18 protein-coding genes are annotated in these 19,907 nt (G+C 43.0%); 12 read left to right on the top strand and 6 right to left on the bottom strand.

Annotation, left to right across the window (positions count from 1 at the left end; translation table 11 throughout):
- Window positions 1–5 precede the first annotated feature (5 nt).
- From ACP2AF_RS19075 to ACP2AF_RS19055, 5 genes are all read left to right on the top strand, one after another.
- Entirely contained in the window at window positions 6–1,310 is a 1,305-nt protein-coding gene (locus ACP2AF_RS19075) for a glycosyl hydrolase family 17 protein (RefSeq protein WP_425237738.1), read from the top strand.
- 23 nt (window positions 1,311–1,333) lie between these two features.
- The gene (locus tag ACP2AF_RS19070) at window positions 1,334–2,818 is read left to right on the top strand and encodes a glycoside hydrolase family 30 protein (RefSeq protein WP_425237737.1); all 1,485 of its coding nucleotides are present in this window, start codon (window positions 1,334–1,336) and stop codon (window positions 2,816–2,818) included.
- 50 nt (window positions 2,819–2,868) lie between these two features.
- Window positions 2,869–4,434, top strand: coding sequence for an MFS transporter (locus tag ACP2AF_RS19065; RefSeq protein WP_425237736.1), 1,566 nt, complete (start codon window positions 2,869–2,871; stop codon window positions 4,432–4,434).
- A gap of 25 nt (window positions 4,435–4,459) precedes the next feature.
- The gene (locus tag ACP2AF_RS19060) at window positions 4,460–5,368 is read left to right on the top strand and encodes a glycosyl hydrolase family 17 protein (protein WP_425237735.1); all 909 of its coding nucleotides are present in this window, start codon (window positions 4,460–4,462) and stop codon (window positions 5,366–5,368) included.
- A 154-nt stretch (window positions 5,369–5,522) separates the two neighbouring features.
- A complete protein-coding gene (locus tag ACP2AF_RS19055; RefSeq protein WP_425237734.1) occupies window positions 5,523–6,134 on the top strand; it encodes a hypothetical protein in 612 nt (203 codons plus the stop codon).
- Between the two features lie 180 nt (window positions 6,135–6,314).
- Here the strand turns inward: ACP2AF_RS19055 and ACP2AF_RS19050 are convergent, their stop codons facing one another.
- The 6 genes from ACP2AF_RS19050 to ACP2AF_RS19025 are packed head-to-tail and all read right to left on the bottom strand — an operon-like array spanning window position 6,315 to window position 12,497.
- Window positions 6,315–6,827, bottom strand: a complete 513-nt coding sequence (locus ACP2AF_RS19050; protein WP_425237733.1) for a hypothetical protein — start codon at window positions 6,825–6,827, stop codon at window positions 6,315–6,317.
- Window positions 6,811–8,022: a hypothetical protein gene (locus ACP2AF_RS19045; protein WP_425237732.1), complete on the bottom strand. Its 1,212-nt coding sequence runs from the start codon at window positions 8,020–8,022 to the stop codon at window positions 6,811–6,813. Before ACP2AF_RS19045 ends, ACP2AF_RS19050 begins: the two co-directional genes overlap by 17 nt.
- Entirely contained in the window at window positions 8,022–10,190 is a 2,169-nt protein-coding gene (locus ACP2AF_RS19040; protein WP_425237731.1) for a type II secretion system protein GspD, read from the bottom strand. The genes ACP2AF_RS19045 and ACP2AF_RS19040 overlap by 1 nt, the downstream gene beginning before the upstream one ends.
- Complete coding sequence (locus ACP2AF_RS19035) at window positions 10,187–11,605, bottom strand: GspE/PulE family protein (RefSeq protein WP_425237730.1); 1,419 nt, start codon at window positions 11,603–11,605, stop codon at window positions 10,187–10,189. The genes ACP2AF_RS19040 and ACP2AF_RS19035 overlap by 4 nt, the downstream gene beginning before the upstream one ends.
- Window positions 11,602–12,084, bottom strand: a complete 483-nt coding sequence (locus ACP2AF_RS19030; RefSeq protein ID WP_425237729.1) for a hypothetical protein — start codon at window positions 12,082–12,084, stop codon at window positions 11,602–11,604. The genes ACP2AF_RS19035 and ACP2AF_RS19030 overlap by 4 nt, the downstream gene beginning before the upstream one ends.
- Window positions 12,084–12,497, bottom strand: a complete 414-nt coding sequence (locus ACP2AF_RS19025; protein WP_282160887.1) for a type IV pilin-like G/H family protein — start codon at window positions 12,495–12,497, stop codon at window positions 12,084–12,086. Before ACP2AF_RS19025 ends, ACP2AF_RS19030 begins: the two co-directional genes overlap by 1 nt.
- Window positions 12,498–12,722: 225 nt before the next feature.
- Between ACP2AF_RS19025 and ACP2AF_RS19020 the strand changes: the two genes are divergently transcribed.
- The 7 genes from ACP2AF_RS19020 to ACP2AF_RS18990 all read left to right on the top strand — a co-directional run bounded on the left by ACP2AF_RS19020 (window position 12,723) and on the right by ACP2AF_RS18990 (window position 19,898).
- Entirely contained in the window at window positions 12,723–13,070 is a 348-nt protein-coding gene (locus tag ACP2AF_RS19020; protein ID WP_425237728.1) for a hypothetical protein, read from the top strand.
- A gap of 400 nt (window positions 13,071–13,470) precedes the next feature.
- Window positions 13,471–14,562 carry a hypothetical protein gene (locus ACP2AF_RS19015; RefSeq protein WP_425237727.1) on the top strand — a complete coding sequence of 364 codons (1,092 nt, stop codon included), beginning with the start codon at window positions 13,471–13,473 and terminating at the stop codon, window positions 14,560–14,562.
- A gap of 4 nt (window positions 14,563–14,566) precedes the next feature.
- A complete protein-coding gene (locus tag ACP2AF_RS19010; RefSeq protein WP_425237726.1) occupies window positions 14,567–16,000 on the top strand; it encodes a fibronectin type III domain-containing protein in 1,434 nt (477 codons plus the stop codon).
- A 154-nt stretch (window positions 16,001–16,154) separates the two neighbouring features.
- Window positions 16,155–16,472, top strand: coding sequence for a hypothetical protein (locus tag ACP2AF_RS19005; protein ID WP_425237725.1), 318 nt, complete (start codon window positions 16,155–16,157; stop codon window positions 16,470–16,472).
- 49 nt (window positions 16,473–16,521) lie between these two features.
- Window positions 16,522–17,640: a hypothetical protein gene (locus ACP2AF_RS19000; protein ID WP_425237724.1), complete on the top strand. Its 1,119-nt coding sequence runs from the start codon at window positions 16,522–16,524 to the stop codon at window positions 17,638–17,640.
- A 28-nt stretch (window positions 17,641–17,668) separates the two neighbouring features.
- Window positions 17,669–18,796, top strand: a complete 1,128-nt coding sequence (locus ACP2AF_RS18995) for a hypothetical protein (RefSeq protein ID WP_425237723.1) — start codon at window positions 17,669–17,671, stop codon at window positions 18,794–18,796.
- Window position 18,797: 1 nt separating this feature from the next.
- Window positions 18,798–19,898 (top strand): hypothetical protein, encoded by a 1,101-nt coding sequence (locus ACP2AF_RS18990; protein WP_425237722.1) that lies wholly within the window; start codon window positions 18,798–18,800, stop codon window positions 19,896–19,898.
- The last annotated feature ends 9 nt before the right edge of the window (window positions 19,899–19,907 follow it).

The following is a 19,907-nucleotide window of genomic DNA, read 5'->3' as shown; positions in this document are numbered from 1 at the left end:
AGGACATGAAGTACGTAAAAAATGGCATAAGAACAATTATCTATATATTGCTGATGGCATCCGTTTCCTCGTGCAAAAATAAAACAACCAAAGAAAGCAAAATTGATACTGTGAAAGAAGCATCAGATTTAAGTGCAAAGGATATTTTGGGTAATCCTGATTATGTGGCCATTTCCTATGGAGGGTACAGACATGCAGATCATGATATGGAGCCCACCTTGGAAGAGCTAAAAGAGGATATGAAGATTTTGGCGGCGATGAATATTAAAATATTACGGACCTACAAAGTGCATTTGCCTCATGCTTCTAACGTATTGAAAGCGATCAGTGAGCTAAAAAAAGAGGATTCAAGCTTTGAAATGTACATGATGTTGGGGGCATGGATAGATTGCAAAAATGCATGGACGGATCTAGAACCGGACCATACGCAAGAAAGTGAAAGAAATGCGGTAGAGATTGAAGAAGCCGTTAGATTGGCAAATCTATATCCTGATATTGTCAAAGTAATTGCGGTAGGTAATGAGGCCATGGTAAACTGGGCTACAAGCTATTATGTACAACCTTGGGTTATCCTAAAATGGGTAAATCACCTTCAGGATTTAAAGAAAACCGGAAAATTGCCAAAAAGTCTATGGATAACCAGTTCAGATGATTTTTCGTCCTGGGGTGGGGGAGATGCCGGCTATCACACGGAGGATTTGGAGAAACTTGTAAGAACCGTCGACTATATTTCCATGCATACCTACCCCTATCATAATACCCATTACAATCCGGCATTTTGGGGTGTCCCTGACGAAAAAACGGGACTTTCGGATAAGGAAAAAATAGATACCGCAATGTCCCGGGCCTTGGAGTTTGCAAAATCGCAGTATGATAGTGTATCCAATTACATGAAAAGCCTGGGAGTTTCCAAACCTATCCATATCGGCGAAACAGGGTGGGCAACCGTTTCAAATGGCCATTACGGATCTACAGGTTCCAGGGCTACCGATGAATATAAAGAAGGATTGTATCACAGGCTCATGAGAGATTGGACCGACAAGGCCGGTATATCCTGCTTCTATTTTGAAGGTTTTGACGAACCATGGAAAGACGCTAAAAACCCCGAAGGTTCTGAAAACCACTTTGGTTTGATAACCGTTGACGGAAAAGCAAAATTTGCGCTTTGGGATTTGGTGGATAAGGGTGTTTTTAATGGATTGACACGTAATGGAAATCCCATTACCAAAACCTATAAGGGAGATAAGGAAGAATTGATGAAAACAGTATTGGTCCCCCCAAATGCGAACGAAATTGCAGCTCACAGATAAGACGGATTCCAAAACCAACGCTTATGAAAATGTTCAATTACATTATGTGTATCCCTTTGGCCTTTGCAATGTTTAGTTGTGGTGAAAAACGAGAATCATTGAAAATAGAAATCTATGAAACTTCGGCTAGTGGCAACAAATTGAAGCAGGTAAAGGAATTTTCTTCAGATGGGGATGCTACCGTGATAAAGCTATCTCCTGAAAAAGAATTTCAGACCATAACGGGGTTTGGCGGATCCTTTACAGAGGCATCGGCCTCTTTGCTAAATAGATTGGGCAAAGAAAACAGGGATAAGGTATTAAACGCCTATTTTGGTGAAGATGGTGCAAAATACTCTTTAACACGGACGCATATGAATTCATGCGACTTCTCCTTGGGTAGTTATTCCTATGCCCCAATAGAGGATGATGTGGAATTGAAGAGCTTCTCCATTGATGAGGACCAAGATGATCTTATCCCAATGATAAAGGAGGCTATGGCCCTTTCCAAGGATGGGTTTAAGATTGTAAGCTCCCCTTGGACAGCACCGCCATGGATGAAGGACAACAAAGACTGGCGTGGGGGCAAATTGTTGCCGGAATACAATGAAACCTGGGCGTTGTTTTTTTCAAAATATTTAGAGGCGTACAAGGCAGAAGGAATTGATATTTGGGGCTTTACCGTAGAGAACGAACCTTTGGGAAATGATAGCAATTGGGAAAGCATGCATTTTACCGCCCAAGAAATGACGGATTTTGTAAAGGACTATCTTGGACCCCAATTGGAGCGCGATGGCCACAATGTGAAAATACTGGGTTATGACCAAAACCGTGAACATCTAAAGGAATGGGTAGATGAAATGTATAAAACTCCGGCCACTAAAAAATACTACGATGGCACGGCTATACATTGGTATGCGAGCACCTATGAGGTTTTCCCCGAGGCATTGCAATACGCACATGACAAAGCACCCGATAAACATTTAATACAAACGGAAGCTTGTGTTGATGCGGAGGTCCCCAAATGGCAGGATGACCAATGGTATTGGTCCAAGGAAGCCACGGATTGGGGATGGGACTGGGCCCCTGAAAAGGATAAGCACCTACATCCAAAATATGCGCCGGTGTATCGCTATGCACGGGACATCATTGGTTGTTTAAACAATTGGGTAGATGGATGGATCGATTGGAATATGGTTTTGGATAAGCAGGGTGGCCCAAATTGGTTTAAGAATTGGTGTGTAGCCCCCGTCATTGTGGACCCGGAAAATGATGAAGTGTATTTCACCCCAATTTACTACACCATGGCTCACTTCAGTAAATTTATCCGTCCTGGATCCAAAAGAATAGAATTGACAAATACGGATGAGTCTCTTTTGACCACGGCTTGCAAAAATCCTGATGGTTCTATTGCAGTGGTAGTCTTTAATCAAGGCCAGGACAACAAAAATTTAGAACTGTCTTTAGGGGAAAAAAGCTCCAATTTCAAAATTAGTGGCCAAGCCATTCAAACCATAGTAATCAAATAAAAATATAGAGTGCGACCAATGTAAAACGCCAACCATTAAATCAGGGAATCATGAGTCAAGTAAAAACACTTTCAACAGATAAAGTCCCCATTGGGCAAAAAGCTGCTTTTGGGGCGGGCCATTTCATATTGAATATTTTGCCTGGAACACTTGGGGTCTTTATCCAATTCTTTTTATTGACGGCTTGGGGCGTGGATCCCTTATGGGCTGGACTCTTAGGTGGTTTACCACGGATATTTGATTCGATAACGGACCCAATAATGGGTTTTATTTCAGATAATACCAAATCGAAATGGGGCCGTAGAAGACCCTATATTTTCGTTGGAGCGATTATAAGTGGGATACTTTTCTTTTTAATGTGGCAAATTGATGATAATGCATCACAATCCTATATCATTTGGCATGTGATGATCCTTCAGTTGTTATTCCTCATTGGTAACACCATGTTCGCAACACCATTGGTGGGTCTTGGATATGAAATGACCTCGGATTATAACGAGCGTACGCGACTCATGGCCTTTTCCAATACCATGGGACAAGTTGCATGGATGATCGTACCTTGGTTATATGTAATTATCCCGGATTCCAACACCTTTAATACACAAACCGAAGGGGTGCGGACTATGGCCCTTATAGTCGGAGCAATGTGTATAATTTTTGGAATTCTTCCTGCATTATTTTGCAAGGGTATAGATTCCTCAAATATGGAGAACCGAAAAGAAATTAATTTTAAATCACTTGCTTCCAATATGAAAGACTTGTTGGCGGGAATTGTTCAAGTTTCTAAGAATAAGCCTTTTATGAAATTGTGTGGAGCTACCTTCTTGGTTTTTAACGGCTTTCAGCTTGTAGCGGCATTTGGTGTTTTCATCATTGTGTTTTACATGTATAACGGCAGTTATGAAATGGCAGGTACATGGCCCGCTTGGTTCAATACGATAAATGCGATGATAACCGCATTTTTGGTGATACCCATTATTTCAAAAATGTCGGATAAATGGGGTAAGAAAAAAGCTTTTATTATTTCAACAGTTTTATCTATCGTTGGCTATCTTTTAAAATGGTGGGGCTTCGATAAAGATTTAAACAACCAATTTAATCAAACAGGCTTTGGTAAAAGTTTAAATTCAACGGTAAGTTCTATTTTCGAAACTCTAAATCCATTTCTGGATAGTGTAGGAATGTCATGGTTTAGTATAGATCCGGGTAGTGAAGTACCATGGCTGATTTTTTTGCCTATACCGCTATTTGCTTTTGGTATGGGGGGGCTTTTCACCTTAATGATGTCCATGACCGCGGATGTCTGTGATTTGGATGAATTGGAAAATGGCATGCCCCGAAAGGAAGGTACCTTTGGTGCTATCTATTGGCTCATGGTTAAAATTGGCCAATCTATTGCACTGGTTTTGGGCGGAGTGATTTTGAGTATCGTTGGGTTTGACCCCAATGCGGCCGAACAGTCCATAGAAACTATGAATAATCTCAGGTTGGCCGATATACTGGTCCCATCGCTTACCGCGGCACTCGCCGTCTGGGCCATGTGGAAGTATAGCCTTACTGAAAAGAGAGCTAGGGAAATTAAGGCAGAATTAGAAGCACGTAGGGGAAAATTATAAACAACAATAGCTAAGAAAAAAAACAATGTCATATAGAGGAGAACACGATTATTTGATCCGTTCGGCTAGTTTTACAGATTACCAGGGAGTCGATTTTAGCAAGTATTCCATAGAGGAGTTAAGAAAATTATGGAGGGCCACCTTGGAGAATGGGATGCATGGACTATGTTTTAGCATGTATGAGGATGGACAAAAACCGGGAGACATTATTACCGAAGAGCAGGTAAGACGTAGAATTCAAATCATAAAACCCTATACCAAATGGGTACGTTCTTTTTCGTGTATAGAGGGAAATGAACATATCCCGCGTATGGCGCATCAAAATGGCTTGAAAACTATGGTAGGGGCTTGGTTGGGCCATGATTTGGGCATGAACGAAGCTGAAATAGAAAGTCTGATCACATTGGCAAAGGAGGGCTGTGTTGACATTGCCGCAGTAGGCAATGAGGTTTTATATCGAAATGATTTGACGGAAGACCAATTGCTGGACTATATTTATCTGGTAAAAGAAGCCCTACCGGGAATTACGGTTGGATATGTGGATGCATATTATGAGTTTTCACATCGACCGCGTATTGCCGAGGCCTGTGATGTCATATTATCAAACTGTTATCCCTATTGGGAAGGCTGTAGCATTGAACATTCCTTGAATCACATGCAACAAATGTTCGGCCAGGCCGTCGATGCTGGTAATGGCAAAAAAGTAATTATTACGGAGACTGGTTGGCCGAGCACAGGCAGCAGCCTAAAAGGAGCGGTTTCATCGGAAGAAAATGCCATGAAGTACTTCATCAATGCACAGATGTGGTCTGCCAAGGAGAATATTGAAATGTTCTATTTTTCTTCATTTGACGAGTCATGGAAAGTAGGGGCCGAGGGCGACGTTGGTGCCTATTGGGGACTATGGGACAAGAACGAAAGTCTTAAATATTAAGATGTCCATTTGCCGAAAAGGACATCTTGCATAAAAATAGATCGGAGCATTTTCTAAAAAAATTGTTTGAATCTGTTTTTAGATCATTGTGATTTGCTAAATGCAGTTTTCCCCATTTAGTAAAAGCAATAGTTTTAATTTAAATCATTTAGAGATGGTAACAAGTGTTTTAATTTCAGTAATTGCAGGTATTATTTGCGTACTGGCCGCAATATTCTACAACAAGAATGCCAATGTTAAGATGGTTTTGGCAATCATTGGGGCAGCGCTTTTGCTTTTTGGAGGTTTTGGTTATGGGGTAGTACAGCCCAAGGCCCATATGGAAGTTTTTCATACCGGAAACAAATTGCAAGTGGAATACCCTGTAAAAAAAGTACAAGTTATATCTCCAATTGAAGGTGACACGGTTAAATGTCGCATTCTTACTATAGGTGTATATCCCGAAACGCATAACAAAGACATTTGGGTGTTGTTAAAACCCATGGATAACAAATATTATCCACAGTCGGATTATACCAATACTTCATACAAAGAAGATGGCAGATGGCAGGTAGTTACCCGATTTGGGGGAGATCAGGGCGAAGCGTATCAGCTGTTCGTATACGAAACCGATACATTGGCTTCCCAATTTTTCAGTGAGACCATTGAAAAATGGAAAGCGGCCAATGACTATGTGGGATTACAGCAAGACGAATTACCGTCAGGGGCTACCGAGATAGATAGACTTAAGATAACCCTGGAAAACAATTGCCGTGGCATACATTAATTGTTGGTCCATGTTGTTTCCAGGATAGATTTTATCTGGCGCTGAATACAGAGAACCTAACATGGCTGTAATTGTGCAATTCTATGGGATAAGAGCGAAAAGTTGAGTTAACATGTCGTCATCATCTTGGGAAATCGATTTTGCCGACTTATTTTGGAAGGTGTTCATAGGGTGAAGGCACTATTCTATATGCTGTACAAAAATGGTGGCTTCCAAAAATGATTTCCGCTTACGGTAGTCCTTTTTCTTCTCAAAATCCATATGGACGATGTCGCCGAAACTCCCTTTGTGTTCTAGCATATAGGCTACCTGGAGTATATCGGTATAGCTACCGTTCAATACGATGGAATGGGTCAATAATTTATGATCATCGAAGGAGTGGGTATGGGGCGGGTTGAAGTCAATTACCTTTACATTCCGAACCTTGGCCTGCTCATTAATGGTACGTAATAGATTGTTTTGAACTGAGGTGTCGCCAATATCCATGCGTTGCATTATGGAGTCATAGTATTGTTCTTTTTGCGCCAGGAGTGCAAGCTGTTCTGGAATATCCTGGGCCTGTATTCTTTTGGATTTCAAATTCCCGTATTCTTCTTGGATGGCCATAGTTTTGGACAAGGCCAATTTGTAAGTTGCAAAGAGCAACACCAGACATCCCGCAATTAATAGTTTATTTTTATTGTCCAGTTTCATAAAAACTAGTTTTAATCAGGAAATTGGAAACGTTGGTACTTACAAAATCGTAATCCAAGGTTTCCACACTCGAAATCCAGTCCCATTTTTCCAAATGCTCCAACCATTTTGAAAATTCAGCATCATCTTTGGATATACCTGAAATCAGTATTGTATTTTCTCTAAGCAGTATAGGTTTGGAATCCCGAACGGGCTTGTCCAAGGGACAATAGTTTATTCTATCCAACAGAATGTGTTGCGGTATACTTTTCGCAATTCTATCCAGATAAAAAGTAGATTTGGAACTTGAAACTGCTTTTAAAGTTTCCACCCGCTCCTTTTTGGTTTTTACAAGGTCTTCAAGCCGGACCAGATTTTCTTTTTGTGAACTGTCCAATGTCAATTCTGAACTCAAACGATTTACTTCCGTATGGTAATGCTCAAATACTAGAAAATTGGCCAACAACAGAAGTATAAAAAAAGACAGGGAAGCTTTTAGGCCATAACCAAAGACCCTCCGATTTTTGAAGCGCGATTGGTATTGCCCATTGGCTTTTATAAAATTAGTTGCATGAACATTACCTCCCAAATGACCTAGGATATGTGAGAAGCCCAAGAGACTGGAACTGGTTAGCTCCAGCCCGTTTACAAGATAATCTTGAGGTGCTGAAGGCTCTATGTGACTGATTTCCATGATCGTTCCATTTTCCAACGCCATTTGAAAATTTGAAATCGCTACGACCTTGTCTTCCATAAAAGGAATGCTATGGGCCATAGGGCCAATGCCCAATGAAAAATGGAAGATATCCAATCCCAGCTCTTCCAATTTTTTAATGATGCCATCTACATACTCCTTCTTGGAAATGGTTACAATGGGGTGGGATGAAATCTGCGCAATTTCATAATAAAAGTTATCCAGATCCAAATTGAGGAAAGTAGTATGGACCAATGCCTCTGGATTCTCAGTTTGAGTACCACGGGCCAGTTTAACCAAAACCTTTGGCGTATTTATGGATAAGAATAGAGGGGTATTCCTTTTATAGGATTTGGGTAATTCCCTTAGGTCAGAAAATTGCTCGGTCTTCACTAAATAAAGTTCTCCTTTTTTTTTGAGCACTTCCAAATAATGATACTGCTCCTCTCCATGGGTTTCATGGATTTCCAGTCCGGAATAGGAGGCACCTTCGGTCAAATATGTTATCCATTGGTTTAGCATCAGTAGATTACGGTAGGTTTGATAAGAATGGTCAATTTTTGCTTGGTATCTTCCCGCTTCCGTTGACTAAACAACCATTTTATTATCGGGATACGGGCTAAAAATGGAACCCCATTGCCGGAATCGTTCTTTAACTTCTCCTCCAACCCTCCTAAAATGGCCAGATCCTGGTTCTGCATGCGGACAATGGAACTGAACTCCCGAGACGTGAGCCCCGGCGGTGCATCTTCCTCGATGCGTTCCCCGCTAAAATCGGATTGGATGACGTTAATGTCCAATGTAACCTGCCCGTTGCCAGAGACCAACGGTTTTATACTTATGGCCAATTCGGCGTCAATGGGATGGTAATTGCGTACTTCCGAAGTAGTAGGGATTTGAGACCCAAAAAAGTTTTGATTGGTAACCACATAATAAGTGGTCTCCCCAATGGAAAGATTGGCCCTATGTCCATTTAGGGTAGAAAGCTTGGGTGTGGAACGGATTTTCAGGTTCCCGTTTTCTTCCATGGCCTTAATATTGGCAAAGAATTCGGGCACCACCTGTCCAATGTTGAACGAACCGAATCCATCAAAACCTCCTATGATTTTGTTTACGGTATTGGCCCCCAAGGTAACGTCAGCTTCGGGAAACAATTTTCCCTGGGTGTTTACCGGAGCATCGCCGATTCCCCAGCTAATACCGGTCTCTACGGTAGCGGACTTCTTTACCTCGATGATCATGACCTCGATGAGCACAACAGGAACGGGCCTATCGATTTCCTTAATAAATTCCTTAAAGCGTTCAATATTGCTGGAAGGGCCACTTACAAAAAAGCTGTTGAGTTCATAGTCCACACGGATATCCAGATCCGCCTTAAGCTCATCAGGTAAAATACTTACAATGGCCTCCGCACCATCCTGATACGTATCAAAACTCTGGGAGCGGGTGTCCACACTTCTCCGGTTATTGTTCGTATTGAATCCCTGCTGGTTATTTTGGGCTCCACCGGCACCAAAAAAACTGATATTGGACGAAGTGGTCCTTCCCGAGGAACGATAACCACTGGATTGGGAGGGATCTCCCAAAAGTTCCACGGAACGGTACATCATTTGAACGATTTCCACTTCACGTAAGCTCAATTGGTCCGCGGTTCCAAAAAAATAGATATTACCTTCTTTTTTAAAGGTAAAGTTTATAGGCAAACTTGCTTGTGGCGGGTTGTTTCCGTTTTGCCGTATGTTCTTATTATTCGGTCTATTTTGTACCACTGGGGCAGGGGAATGGGTTTCCTGGCTCTCGAAAATATGGCGTAGCAGCGCATCAAAATGGATATTTTTGGCGGTAAAGGTAACATGACCCGCTTCTTCCAAGGGGGTGGCCATATAGATATCCAATTTTAGGTCATGTGCCAATTCATATACTAAGGTTGCTATGGATGTATTTTTCAGATCTACGTTTAGGATACGGTTAACGGTATCCAGGACCTGATACGGAAGGTTTCTTCCTCCAAGTCGTCTGGAAGGTACTCCAGGCCCATTGGCAGTTTCGGCAAAGGTGTCGAAAAGGTAAAAGCCGTCTTTGGATTTGGAATAGGCCATTCCATTGGTTTCGGCCAGTTTTTCCATGGCAATATCAAAGGGGACATTGGAAAGGTAGAGGTTCAAGTTTCTATTTTCCATCCCGGAAGCATATAATAAATTTTTATCGGAAGCATCCATAATAGCTCGGAATGCCTTTCCGAGGGGATCGTTTTTAAGGTCCAGGGAAATCAAATTTCCTGTTCGGTCATAGTCTACACCAATCTTTTTTTCCAAGACTTCAGGTGTAGGAGGAATATACTTTTTAATGGAAAGAATATTCCCGGTAAAATCTATGGTAAGTCCGTATTCCTTACATAAAAAAACCAAAAGGTCGGCTACGGAAACCTCTGAAAAATTGTTTACGATCGTAACATTTTCCAAATTTGGGGAAACTGTCAGGTTGAGGTTGTGTACTTTAGATACCGCGATTAAAAAGTTCGGTAAGGTTACATTGGTAACATTGATGTCCAATTGTAGGTTTTTGCCCAATTCAGAATTCTCAAGTGCCAAGACCTCCAAATGATTTTGAATGTTTTGTATCCTGTCAGGTTCCTGGCCGCATACCTCAAAGATAAGCAGCAGGGATATTATATGGAGGAATCGTTTCATAGCTGGTCTGTCAATAATGGATATACCTCCTCAATAGAAGTTATGCCCTCGTGTATCATCTGTATGGCATTGGTTTTTAAGGTGCCAATTTGCTTTTCTCTTAGATAATCGTCAATATGCATATGGTTGTCCTTAATGGAGACCATAAGTTCCTTGGTAATGGGAAGAATTTCGTAGACGGCCTTTCGTCCCAAATATCCGGTATGGTGACAACTGTTGCACCCCACAGCCTTAAAATGGGTCTTTAGGTTTTTAGGTATGCTAAAGCTTTGGGGAAATAACCCTGGTTCAATTGCCGATTCCACCTTGCAGGTGTTGCACAACTTTCGCACTAAACGTTGGGCCACGCTAATATTTAATGTACTGGCGATAAGAAAGGAAGGAACCCCCATATCGATAAGCCTTGAAATGGTACCCCAGGCGGAGTTGGTATGTATGGTGGACAAAACAAGATGCCCGGTTTGGGCAGCACGTATGGCTATATTGGCCGTATCCACATCCCGGATCTCCCCGATCATAATGATGTTCGGATCCTGTCTCAGAAATGTTTTTAGGGTTCGCATAAAATCCAGCCCGATACTTTCTTTTAACTGTACTTGGTTTATCCCTTCCAAAGTATATTCTATGGGATCTTCCAAGGTAAGTATGTTCTCTTCTACCGTATTAAGTTCCTTTAGGGTAGCGTAGAGAGTCGTGGTCTTCCCTGATCCCGTTGGGCCGGAAATGAGTATAATACCACTGGGCTGCCGTAGCCCTTCCCGATAAACGAGCAATTCATTTTCTGAGAATCCGAGTCCGTTCAGGTCGATGAGGGAAGCATCCTTGCTTAAAATCCGAAGTACCAATTTTTCACCGTGAAGCGTGGGCAAGGTGGACACCCGAATATCAAATTCATCACCGCCAGCCTTTACGGTGATACGCCCATCCTGGGGCAATCGCTTTTCGGCAATGTCCAGATCCGCCTTAATCTTTATTTTATTGACCAGGGTTGGATATTCTTCCAAGGTAATGGTATACTGCTCTATAAGTTTCCCGTCCAATCGAAAACGCACCCTACATCGTTTTTCATAAGGTTCAAAATGAATATCGCTGCTTCCAACGTTTTTAGCACTGGTCAAAAGTTGTTCTAAAAAATCAGTAGAGTAGTGCAGACTATCGCTTCCGGAGGACTGCCCCTGTCTATAATTGGTAGTCAGGAGCTTTTGTAACTCTTCCTGTTCGCATTTTTCCAATATAATTGGAGTATCCAAAACAATTTCAAGTTCGGACAATAGCTGTTCAAGGACGGTATTATCGGTCTTACAAACAAGACCTTGAGCTGTTTCCTCAATAGGGACAATACGGTAATGAAAGGCTTGTTCCGGTGAAATACGTTGGCGCAGTATCGGGGGAATGTGCGTATCGTTTAGTGTCATAGTTGATAGAGATTGGGGGTTTTTATGAAAAAGCTTACCGTCATTGTTCCAATGAGGAACAGGGACATGAATCCTGCCAAAGGAACCGTTTCCATGTTCTGGACCGATTTTAACAGAAGAAAAAGGAAAAGGGAAAATAGCAGAGCCCCCACAAATAGAATAACAAAAGTAAGGGTGGGAAATCCCAGGGAAAAGGCATAAAAGAACAGGATGTCTCCAAGGCCTAAACTGGTATTCAGAAATTTTTTCTTGCTAACAAATTGAGTATATAGAAAAAGCAGTAGAAGGATTCCACTGACCAACAATAGGTTAGTGACCGAAAACCAAAGTACCAATTCCCATCCTGAGCTTGCCAAATGGATACCGGTAAGGATTAGGGCCATCATGGGGAAAGCCACCCATATGACCATTCTATCCTTAAGGTCTTGATAGGCAATGGTTCCGCATACGGCCAGGGCAAGAACTTTTAGGAGTACCATTAATCCTTTATGATTTGTTTGGGGTTGCCGTTCTCGTCAATTTCCCAGACATTAAGGATGCCGTCCCCATCAAAGTCCGTAATGGCTTCCGCCCGAGCCTTAAAAGTGGCATCACTTGCATTTGTAATTTCATACCGATAGTTAGCCGTACCATTTTCTTTCACAGTACGTGGTGCCTCAAAATCAAGCTCATTAAAATCCATAGTAAATTTACTGTACATGTAACGATGCGTGGTCTGGGCATTGTAAATGGCTTTTAGCTGGGTTTGTGCCTCGACACTTTTTGCTTTAGAGATAAGTGGCATTAAATTGGGAAGTGCCAACAGTAGTAAAATACCGATGATAGCAAGTACTATAAGGGTTTCCTGTAGATTTAAGGCAGGAATCTTTTTCTTTAGGATAGAGTTCTTCATAGGTTAAGTAAATTAAGATTCTGGTAGGGTAATAACAGAAAAACAAGGATATTATTATAAGGAATAAAAGAAATTATGTAGATGTTAATATTATTTGTATTTCATCGAATTAATCAAAAAGCATTAGTTTTTATAGAATAAAATTTATTTATTTGACACTTAATACTTACTTTTATTTCAGAATAATAGTAGTATTTTAGAGACCCAGATCAAACCTAACCTTGCATGAAAGCTTTCCCCAATGGACATGCACCTATGCTGTCCTTCTATTCGCCATTTGGCCTTCTTAGGCTTTTTTTGATTGCTTGTTGGTACCGTTTTAATACAGTCTCTACTGCTAATTCGGGCGCTAACCGTATCCAGAACACTTCAAATGATTTTTTGGAAGGAAATCGACAAGGACCCGTTCTTTTTGAGACCATGGGACAAGGCTGTTTAGAATTTAATATGAACATGGTTCAGATTTATAGAGCGATTGGCTTGGGATGCCTTTGGCGGGACAGGATGAAATTTTCCGCGGCCTTTTTGAAACGAATCCCAGACCCATATAATTTACTAAAACATAGAAAATAATTTGTTTAAATAAAATAAATCCTATTAAATAACGATTAAATACTATAATAATTTTATTAGTAAACAAGAAAAGTCATCTAGCATACAGTTTTTGACATAACCTATCTTCTTATGAAAAGTTCCCCCATTTTCTGCACTTTGTACTGTTCTTTAGTTCGCTTGGTTGCGGTCACTGCAAATTCCGTCGACCAGGTCTGTTACTCTGCGGTGTACAATAATTCAATCGTAGACTACATAGGGAATTTTTTGCGGAGTATTGCATCGTTGCCTTCCGCTGATCGGTACTGGAGAGAAACAGTTAAGTATGATCTTCTAGGTATTTCGAATTATCAGATGAATTACATCTAGGAACTGAAAATTTTCAAACCCCAAATAAATTAAATAAAAAATCAAAAAAAAAATGAAATCCATATTAAAGTTTTCTTTGTTGCTTATAGGGATATTCTCCTATGCCCAGAACAATTTGATCGATACGTCTACATGGACCGTAGGTAGTGGTTCCGTAGATGGTTTTTGGAGATTAGGTACTGATTCCGAGAACGTTAGGGAAATGGGGGCCGATCCCCACGGCAATACATCGGTGCTTTGGAAGGCCGTTCCAGATGCGGCCAGTAATCAGGACGGCGGGTGGAATTCACCCTACATGTCTGCTGACCATACCAAGACCTATCGCTTTACCGTATGGATAAAAAAAACGAATTCCAATGACGGTTCTACATATTTTGGCCCATATGCCTATGACGCCAACGATAATGCGAACAGCAGGCTTCTGGATGGAACGCTAAATGTCAATCCTTATTTTTTTGTAGGAGACCTCCCCCAACTGGATACTTGGTACCTTTTGGTTGGGTTTCTACGTGAGAGCGGGTATTCCTCTTTAGCGAGCGAAGGCGGCATTTATGATTTGAATGGTGTTAAGGTAGGAAGCCTTACCGACTTTAAGTTTTCATCCACATCGACCCAGATGCGCCACCGGGCCTATCTGTACTACGATACCAATACTGCAGACCGCCAATTTTTCTGGGGGCCTACTATTTACGAGGTCAACGGTCAGGAACCTTCTATTGCAGAGCTAATCAATCCTGGAGGAAGCAGCGGTAGCGGCCAGACGGTCTGGAACACCTCGGGCAACGATATCGATTATACGGCGGGCAATGTGGGTATCGGGACTACGGCCCAGATCAATTACCGCCTGGCCGTGGACGGTACGGTGCATTCCAAGGAGGTTAAAGTAGACCTTGTCGGCTGGGCCGATTACGTCTTTACAGAGGGTTACAAACTTCCAACCTTGGAAGAAGTACAAAAGCACATCCAAGAGAAAGGCCATCTGATCAATATCCCTTCCGCGGCCGAGGTGGAGACCAATGGTATCGAACTCGGGGAGATGAACAGGTTGCTCTTGGAGAAGATAGAGGAGTTGACGCTTTATACCCTTGAACAACAAAAGACCATACAATATTTGATAAATGAAATAAACCTCTTAAAAGAATAAAGAAATGAAGATAATTCATAAAGCATCGGCTACCCTTTCTATACTGTTTTGTATCCAAATGGTTTCCGCTCAAAATCTGCTCAACATGGATGATTGGATAGCCGGTACAAACGGTCCCACGACCAATTACCATGGGTATGGGCCAGATACTATGAATCACCGTGTTGACGTTTTGGGTCCCTTTGGCCAAAGCGTTGTGGCGTGGCAAGCCAGGCCTGACGCAACTGATGGGCTAAACGGTGGGATGATTCACAATGGAGTGGTCCTATCTACCAATAAGACCTATCGTGTGACCTATTGGGTCAGGAGCGAAGGTTCCAGCAATTGTAAGGATGGTATCGGGTTCTTTGGTTATAAGGGCTCTGATGGACAACGGCTTACACAATATGAAAGGCTTGACGGGGTCATCCATGACTGGCCCAAATTCAGTAATGTGGCCCTTTCCAATGACAAATGGCTTTTAGCCGTAGCTTATTTGCATGCCAATGATTATACGGGTCCCGAACTAGGGGGTATTTATGACCCCTCCCTTGTAATCGGTAACAATCTTCCCAGCCCTTCATACGTCATAACAAGTTACAAATTACCTTCCTCGGAAACTACGTTGAATACCAGGGCGATGACTTCCCTTTATAGCTGTGGGGAAGGGGATAACCTATACACCTATGCACCGCGCTTGGAGGAGGTAAACGGAAACGAAATGGCCTTGATCGAAATCCTGACCGGAACTTCTGGGGGAGGGGATGCCCAACCCCCGACTGCCCCTACCTTATCGAGCATCGGCCAGACCGATACCACCACGGATCTAAGCTGGACAGGGGCCACGGATGATACTGCCGTAACTGCTTATAGAATATACAAGGATGGGGTATTGGAAGCTCCATTGGGCAATGTAAGCACCTACCAAGTCACCGGCCTTACCGCAGGTACAAGCTACAATTTTACGGCTACTGCCCTGGATGCGGCCGGTAATGAAAGTTCGGTCAGTAATGCGGTGTCAGTGACCACAAACAGTTCAGGCGGTGGTGGAAGCACCGTTTGGAACGAGGCGAATTCGGTTGCAAGTTATACGGGCAATGTCGCCGTAGGCACGGCCACCGTACCTAACGGATACCAGATGGCCATCGATGGTAAACTCATTACCGAAGAGGTGAAGGTTCAGCTCAGTGGCAACTGGCCGGATTATGTATTTTCCGCGGAATATAGGCTTCCAACCCTGGAAGAAGTACAAAAGCACATCACCGAGAAAGGTCACTTGGTCAATATCCCTTCCGCGTCCGAGGTAGAGGCCGAGGGTATAGAACTCGGGGAGATGAACAAACTGCTGTTGGAAAAAATAGAAGAGCTTACCCTATATATTCTGAAAATGGATAAGGAGATTAAAGCACTGAAAAATAAAAAGCAACCCCAGACCAAAGGAATGAAGTGTTTGCACTGATGTTGTTAAAATGTGCAGTAGTTTATCGAAAAATCATAAAATCATGCATTTATATAGAACAAGATCTATATATTTGAGTTATAAATCTTACAATATATATAAATGAAATAGTGTTAAAAAATTAAACAATAAACCCAAATTTAACCTACTTGATATGAAAGCTTCCCCCGCTGGACGTGCCCTCGGCTGTCCTTTAATTTTCTTCTTTGCAGCCTTCGGTCTTCCACGGACCGATACCTCAAATGTTTCTAGTACCGTATCCGGTACAAATGAAAAGATTTTTCATTTGAAAAGCCCTTCCGATGATTTTCCTTCTTTGGACAATACTGTGTCGGCCATTGCTGTTGGCGGGTTCAATAAACCTCGGATGGGGCCTGCCGGATGTTCAATACAAAAGGACTGCCGGGGAGTAGACTTTGCATATCCTAGATCAAGAAAACAGATTAAAACGATTGGATATTATGGAAAATGAGATCATACGATTAAAAAAATAGTGGTACAACCAACGAATCATAAGTAAGATGAAAAAAATTGTATTTACACTTTTGGTATTTCCAGCCTGGATATGGAGCCAAACCAATTTGATCGATACCTCCACCTGGACGGTCGGCAATGGAACGGTAACAGGATTTTGGAGAATTGGAACCGATGCCGAAAACGTAAGGGAACTGGGAACAGATCCCCATGGTAACACTTCGGTACTGTGGAAAGTGGTCCCAGATGCGGGCTATGACGCCGATGGGGGATGGAATTCACCTTATATGGCGGCGGATCATACCAAGACCTATCGCTTTACGGTATGGATAAAAAAAACGAACTCCAATGACGGCGTAACATATTTTGGCCCTTATGCTTATGATACCGGCAACAATGCGAACACCCGGCTTCTGGATGGAACCGTAAATGGCAATGTTTATTTTTTTGCAGGAGATCTCCCCCAATTGGATACCTGGTACCTCTTGGTTGGGTTTCTGCATGAGAGCGGATATTCATCCATGTTAAGTGAAGGTGGTATTTATGACCTGAATGGTGTTAAAGTACAAAATCTTACCGACTATAAGTTTTCATCCACTTCGACCCAGATGCGCCACCGGGCCTATCTGTATATCGATACCAATACATCGGACCGACAATTTTTCTGGGAGCCTACCCTTTACGAGGTCAACGGCCAGGAACCCACCATTGCGGAACTAATCAATCCCGGGGGAAGCGGAGGTAGTGGACAGACCGTTTGGAACTCCTCAGGAAACGATATCGATTATACCGCGGGCAACGTGGGTATCGGTACCACCAATATCGGTACTTGGAAATTGGCCGTGGGCGGCAAGATCCGCGCCGAAGAAGTAAAAGTGGAGACCAACTGGGCCGATTATGTTTTTGCCAAAGACTATGACCTTCCCACCTTGGAAGAGGTAGAGGAACACATCAACGAAAAGGGCCACCTCATCAATATCCCTTCCGCGGCCGAGGTACAGGCCAACGGTATAGCACTCGGAGAGATGAACAAGCTGCTCCTAGAGAAGATAGAGGAACTAACCTTATACATTTTACAACAAGAGCAGAACCAAAAGCAATTGTATAAAAACTTGGAAGCCTTACAAAAAGAGGTGTCCCTTATGCGAACAAACCACAAAAAATAAAATCAAAACAGAATTAGAAATGAGATCAATGTTCAAATTTTCCTTGTTGCTTATCGGGGCATTCTCCTATGCCCAGACCAATTTGATCGATACCTCTACCTGGACAGTCGGCACCGGGGCAGCTACCGGTTTTTATAGATTGGGAACCGATGCGGAGAATGTCCGTGAACTGGGGACCAATCCCTACGGCAACCAGTCCGTGTTGTGGACGGCCGTACCTGATGCTACAAGCGCTTATGCAAACGGAGGTTTTAAGCTGCATATGAATATGGACCATACCAAAACCTATCGGTTCTCCGTATGGATCAAGAAGACCAATTCCAATGACGGGCGGACTGATTTTGGTATCTGGGCCGGGAATTCCTCCGGTGCAGATGCCATCCTTAAACTGGACGGTACCGCCAGTAACAGCGGTATTCTTTGGGGCGGAGACCTCCCATCGTTGGATACCTGGTATCTGTTGGTAGGGTTCGTGCATCCTAGTGCGCATACAGGCACTACCTCAGATGGAGGCATATACGATCCGGCCACCGGGCAAAAGGTTCCGGGGGTCACGGGCTTTATCGATTTGAAATTTGCCTCGGACGCCGATGACCTTAGCCCTAGGGCCTTACTGGCCTGGGAGAGCAATACCTCCAACAGGCAATACCATTACGGTCCCGAGCTCTATGAGGTCAATGGCCAGGAGCCCACCATTGCGGAAATTATTGATCCCAATGGAAGTGGTAGCGGCCAGACCGTTTGGAACACTTCCGGTAATGATATCGATTACACCGCTGGCAACGTGGGCATTGGTACCACGATCCCGGACGACAAGCTTACGGTAAAAGGTAGGATCCATGCCGAAGAAGTAAAGGTGGATCTTTCCGTTCCCGGACCGGACTATGTCTTTAAGGAAGGATATGACCTTAAATCCTTGGAGGAAGTACAAAAACATATCCAAGAAAATGGGCATCTGCCCAACATTCCCTCTGCGCAGGAAATGGAAGAGCAAGGGGTTGAACTTGGGATTATGAATATGAAACTCTTGGAAAAGATCGAAGAATTGACCCTCTATATTTTGGAACAGGAAAGTAGATTAAAACGATTGGATGTTATGGAAAACGAAATCAATCGATTAAAAAAACTAATCGCACAACCTTCAAATCATAAATAAGATGAAAAACATTGTTTTTGCACTTTTGGTTTTTCCAACATTGATGTGGGGCCAGACCAATCTTTTGGATACCTCTAGTTGGAGCGTAGGAACCGGTTCGGTCGGTAGTTTCGGGGTTTACCAAAATGAAGCTTCCGAAAATGAAAGGATAGTAGGCACCGACCCCCATGGCAATACTAGTGTAGTCTGGAAGGGTATGCCAAGCGGAAATGGTGGACAAGATGGGGGATGGAGGGGAACCTTTATCAATATCGATCATACTAAAACTTATCGGTTTACGGTTTGGGTGAAAAAAACCATTTCCCATGACGGAGCTGAATTATTCGGCTTTGAGGCGAATGACAATGTCTCCCAAGAGGCAAGTTTAAACCTTGACGGGAGCACTGACAATTCCCCTTGGTTCAATGATACGGACCTGCCGGCCTTGGATACTTGGTATTTAATGGTGGGCTTTGCGCATGGAAGTAATGAAACCTCAACCACACATTTGGGTGCTTTATATGCTGTGGATGGCACGATGATACGATCTTTAACTGATTACAAGTTTTCGGCCGCTGCGGTAACTATGCGGGAAGAATCTATTTTATGGGGAGATACCGGGGGCGCAAGCGAGATTTACTTCTGGAATCCGACTCTCTACGAGGTAAACGGTCAGGAGCCTACCATTGCGGAAATTATTGATCCCAATGGAAGTGGTATCGGACAGACCGTTTGGAACACTTCCGGGAACGATATCGATTACACCGCGGGTAATGTCGGTATCGGTACCACCAATATAGGTAGTTGGAAATTGGCCGTGGGTGGCAAGATTCGGGCCGAGGAGGTAAAGGTGGAGACCGGTTGGGCAGACTATGTGTTTGCCGAAGGCTATGACCTGCCCACCTTGGAGGAAGTGGAAGCCTACATCAACGAAAAGGGCCACCTGATCAATATCCCCTCCGCGGCCGAGGTTGAGGCCAACGGCATAGCACTCGGGGAGATGAACAAACTGCTCCTGGAGAAGATCGAGGAGTTGACATTATATCTCTTACAAAGTAATCGTACCCAGGTAGATCTGGTAAAACGAATAGAGGTATTGGAACAAAGTAGAAAGAATCCATAGGCTATCTAT

The organism is Ulvibacterium sp., assembly GCF_965248315.1.
Classification (GTDB): Bacteria; Bacteroidota; Bacteroidia; order Flavobacteriales; family Flavobacteriaceae; genus Ulvibacterium.
This window is presented reverse-complemented; position numbering and strand designations above follow the sequence as displayed.

Excerpts from the sequence above, each read along its gene's own strand:
- ACP2AF_RS19075 (WP_425237738.1), top strand. The coding sequence starts at position 6 with ATGAAGTACGTAAAAAATGGCATAAGAACAATTATCTATATATTGCTG.
- ACP2AF_RS19070 (WP_425237737.1), top strand. The coding sequence starts at position 1,334 with ATGAAAATGTTCAATTACATTATGTGTATCCCTTTGGCCTTTGCAATG.
- ACP2AF_RS19065 (WP_425237736.1), top strand. The coding sequence starts at position 2,869 with ATGAGTCAAGTAAAAACACTTTCAACAGATAAAGTCCCCATTGGGCAA.
- ACP2AF_RS19060 (WP_425237735.1), top strand. The coding sequence starts at position 4,460 with ATGTCATATAGAGGAGAACACGATTATTTGATCCGTTCGGCTAGTTTT.
- ACP2AF_RS19055 (WP_425237734.1), top strand. The coding sequence starts at position 5,523 with ATGGTAACAAGTGTTTTAATTTCAGTAATTGCAGGTATTATTTGCGTA.
- ACP2AF_RS19050 (WP_425237733.1), bottom strand. The coding sequence starts at position 6,827 with ATGAAACTGGACAATAAAAATAAACTATTAATTGCGGGATGTCTGGTG.
- ACP2AF_RS19045 (WP_425237732.1), bottom strand. The coding sequence starts at position 8,022 with ATGCTAAACCAATGGATAACATATTTGACCGAAGGTGCCTCCTATTCC.
- ACP2AF_RS19040 (WP_425237731.1), bottom strand. The coding sequence starts at position 10,190 with ATGAAACGATTCCTCCATATAATATCCCTGCTGCTTATCTTTGAGGTA.
- ACP2AF_RS19035 (WP_425237730.1), bottom strand. The coding sequence starts at position 11,605 with ATGACACTAAACGATACGCACATTCCCCCGATACTGCGCCAACGTATT.
- ACP2AF_RS19030 (WP_425237729.1), bottom strand. The coding sequence starts at position 12,084 with ATGGTACTCCTAAAAGTTCTTGCCCTGGCCGTATGCGGAACCATTGCC.
- ACP2AF_RS19025 (WP_282160887.1), bottom strand. The coding sequence starts at position 12,497 with ATGAAGAACTCTATCCTAAAGAAAAAGATTCCTGCCTTAAATCTACAG.
- ACP2AF_RS19020 (WP_425237728.1), top strand. The coding sequence starts at position 12,723 with ATGAAAGCTTTCCCCAATGGACATGCACCTATGCTGTCCTTCTATTCG.
- ACP2AF_RS19015 (WP_425237727.1), top strand. The coding sequence starts at position 13,471 with ATGAAATCCATATTAAAGTTTTCTTTGTTGCTTATAGGGATATTCTCC.
- ACP2AF_RS19010 (WP_425237726.1), top strand. The coding sequence starts at position 14,567 with ATGAAGATAATTCATAAAGCATCGGCTACCCTTTCTATACTGTTTTGT.
- ACP2AF_RS19005 (WP_425237725.1), top strand. The coding sequence starts at position 16,155 with ATGAAAGCTTCCCCCGCTGGACGTGCCCTCGGCTGTCCTTTAATTTTC.
- ACP2AF_RS19000 (WP_425237724.1), top strand. The coding sequence starts at position 16,522 with ATGAAAAAAATTGTATTTACACTTTTGGTATTTCCAGCCTGGATATGG.
- ACP2AF_RS18995 (WP_425237723.1), top strand. The coding sequence starts at position 17,669 with ATGTTCAAATTTTCCTTGTTGCTTATCGGGGCATTCTCCTATGCCCAG.
- ACP2AF_RS18990 (WP_425237722.1), top strand. The coding sequence starts at position 18,798 with ATGAAAAACATTGTTTTTGCACTTTTGGTTTTTCCAACATTGATGTGG.